The organism is Pseudomonas sp. JV245A, assembly GCF_032424515.1.
In the GTDB taxonomy this organism is placed as follows: domain Bacteria; phylum Pseudomonadota; class Gammaproteobacteria; order Pseudomonadales; family Pseudomonadaceae; genus Aquipseudomonas; species Aquipseudomonas protegens.
The window spans coordinates 1-2,575 of sequence record NZ_VYKE01000320.1; the positions used below are offsets into that span (position 1 = coordinate 1).

General features: G+C 66.5%; 3 protein-coding genes. All 3 read right to left on the minus strand.

Annotated features, from left to right (window positions below; translation table 11 throughout):
- Positions 1–72: 72 nt before the first annotated feature.
- The 3 genes from F6S12_RS31145 to dapE all read right to left on the minus strand — a co-directional run bounded on the left by F6S12_RS31145 (position 73) and on the right by dapE (position 2,496).
- A complete protein-coding gene (locus F6S12_RS31145) occupies positions 73–450 on the minus strand; it encodes a hypothetical protein (RefSeq protein ID WP_011059511.1) in 378 nt (125 codons plus the stop codon).
- 85 nt (positions 451–535) lie between these two features.
- Positions 536–1,345, minus strand: a complete 810-nt coding sequence (locus F6S12_RS31150; RefSeq protein WP_019093669.1) for a putative RNA methyltransferase — start codon at positions 1,343–1,345, stop codon at positions 536–538.
- A complete protein-coding gene (gene dapE / locus F6S12_RS31155) occupies positions 1,345–2,496 on the minus strand; it encodes a succinyl-diaminopimelate desuccinylase (RefSeq protein ID WP_011059513.1) in 1,152 nt (383 codons plus the stop codon). Before dapE ends, F6S12_RS31150 begins: the two co-directional genes overlap by 1 nt.
- Positions 2,497–2,575 lie beyond the last annotated feature (79 nt).

Genomic DNA, 2,575 nt, shown 5'->3' on the forward strand with positions numbered 1-2,575 from the left:
GGCGCCCGTCTATCGAACGCAAGTCTTGAAGGCCTCTTCGCCGGCAAGCCGGCTCCTACGGGTATGCACTGTTCAGGCAGTGCGCCAGGTAATCTCTTCTTCACCGTCGGCGCTGATGCGAATCCAGCGATCGGCGGACTCTTCACCCTCTTCCTCGACCCAGCTGCCCGGTGCGCAGCGCACCTCCACATTCAACGCGGCAAAGGCGGCGCGGGCGCAGGCGATGTCGTCATCCCACGGGGTCTGGTCGCTTTCCAGGTACAGGCTGTTCCACTTGCCCACGGCCTTGGGCAGCCAGGTCACGGGCACCTGGCCTGCGGTGCATTTGTAGGTCTGGCCTTTTTGTACCCAGTCGCTGCACGGGCCAAGCACGGCGCCAAGCCAGGCGGCGATGGCCTTGTAGTCGACGTCGGCGTCTTTCAGGTAAATCTCGATATCGGGCTGGCGCATGGATGTCCTCATTGCCGGTCTGAAAAATCCATTCGCGGATTTCTTCGGCCGCGAGCACAGGCTCGGGGCCTTGGGTTTTAGTGGGTTATTGCAGCACGAAGTAATCGTAGCGCATCGATACGCTGACCTCGAAAGGCTCGGCCTGCTCGATCACCGCGGCGCGGCGCTCGGCGCTGGCGCGCCAGCCGTGGGGCGTCATGGCCAGCAGGTTGGCGCGGTCTTGCGGGCGTTCCAGGTGCAGCTTGAACTCCAGGGTTTCGCTGTGGGCCAGGGCCATGCCTTCGGGCACCAGGGCCAGGTGCTTGTCGTCGGTGTATTCGCGTACTTCGTCGTACAGGCGTTCGCGCAGTTCCATCAGGTGGCCGCTGGTGGGACCTACCTTCATCAGGCCGCCGCCGGGGCTGAGCAGGCGCTTGGCCTCCAGCCAGTCGAGGGGGCTGAAGACGCTGGCCAGGAACTGGCAGCTGGCGTCCGCCAGGGGGATGCGCGCCATGCTGGCGACCATCCAGGTCAGTTGCGGGGCACGACGGCAGGCGCGCTTCACCGCCTCCCGGGAAATATCCAGGGCGTAGCCATCGGCAGCGGGCAGGGCCTGGGCCAGTTGCGCGGTGTAGTAACCCTCGCCACAGCCGATGTCGACCCAGCGCTGGGGCGCGCGTTCTGCCGCCAGCTCCGCCAGGCGCCGGGCCACCGGGGCGTAGTGCCCGGCGTTGAGAAAGTCGCGGCGGGCCTCGACCATGGCCTGGTTGTCGCCCGGGTCACGGCTGTTCTTGTGCTGCACCGGCAGCAGGTTCAGGTAGCCCTGGCGTGCCCGGTCGAAACGATGCCCGGCCGGGCAGACCACGCCGTTGTCCACGACGTTCAGCGGGGCACTGCAGAGAGGACAGGCAAGCATCAGGCGAGCAACTTGATCAGGGTCTGGTAGTAGATTTCGGTCAGCACATCGAGGTCGCTGGCCAGTACCCGCTCGTTGACCTGATGGATGGTGGCGTTGACCGGGCCCAGTTCCACCACCTGGGTGCCCAGGGTGGCGATGAAGCGCCCGTCGGAGGTGCCGCCACTGGTGGAGGCCTTGGTGTCGCGCCCGGTGACCTGCTTGATGCTGGCCGATACCGCGTCCAGCAGGGCGCCGGGTTCGGTGAGGAACGGCAGGCCGGACAGGGCCCACTCCACATGCCAGTCCAGGCCGTGCTTGTCGAGGATGGCCGCGACCCGCTGCTGCAGGCCTTCCACCGTGGATTCGGTGGAGAAGCGGAAGTTGAACACCGCCACCAGATCACCGGGGATCACGTTGGTGGCGCCGGTGCCGGAATTGAGGTTGGAGATCTGGAAACTGGTGGGTGGGAAGAAGGCGTTGCCGTCGTCCCAGTGCTCCGCCGCCAGTTCCGCCAGGGCCGGCGCCGCCAGGTGGATCGGGTTCTTCGCCAGGTGCGGATAGGCCACGTGGCCCTGTACCCCGCGCACGGTGAGCTTGGCGCCGAGGGAGCCACGGCGGCCGTTCTTGACCACGTCGCCCACCAGGCTGGTGCTCGAAGGCTCACCGACGATGCACCAGTCCAGGCGCTCCTTGCGTGCCGCCAGGCGCTCCACCACGGCCTTGGTGCCATGGTGCGCGGGGCCTTCTTCGTCGCTGGTGATGAGGAAGGCTACCGAGCCCTTGTGGTCCGGGTAGTCGGTGACGAAACGCTCAGCGGCCACCAGCATGGCCGCCAGGCTGCCCTTCATGTCCGCTGCGCCACGGCCGCAGAGCATGCCGTGCTCGTCGATCAGAGCGTCGAACGGGTCGTTCTGCCAGGCCTGGACCGGGCCGGTAGGCACCACGTCGGTGTGGCCGGCAAAACACAGCACCGGGCCTTCATGCTGGCCATGGCTGGCCCAGAAGTTGTCCACGTCCTCGATGCGCATCGGTTCCAGCTTGAAGCCGGCATCCCCCAGGCGCTGCATCATCAGCTTCTGGCAGTCGGCGTCGATCGGCGTCACCGAGGGGCGACGGATCAGGTCACAGGCAAGTTGCAGGGTCGGCGAAAGCTCGGCATGGGCCGTCATGGGTAACTCCGGTGCAAGGCATTGTGCAGGAGCCGGCGGGGCGGCGAGGGCGGTTTAATCGATACACCGCGTTGCTTGG

Coding starts and splice junctions, on each gene's coding strand:
- F6S12_RS31150 (WP_019093669.1), bottom strand. CDS start 1,345: ATGCTTGCCTGTCCTCTCTGCAGTGCCCCGCTGAACGTCGTGGACAAC.
- F6S12_RS31145 (WP_011059511.1), bottom strand. CDS start 450: ATGCGCCAGCCCGATATCGAGATTTACCTGAAAGACGCCGACGTCGAC.
- dapE (WP_011059513.1), bottom strand. CDS start 2,496: ATGACGGCCCATGCCGAGCTTTCGCCGACCCTGCAACTTGCCTGTGAC.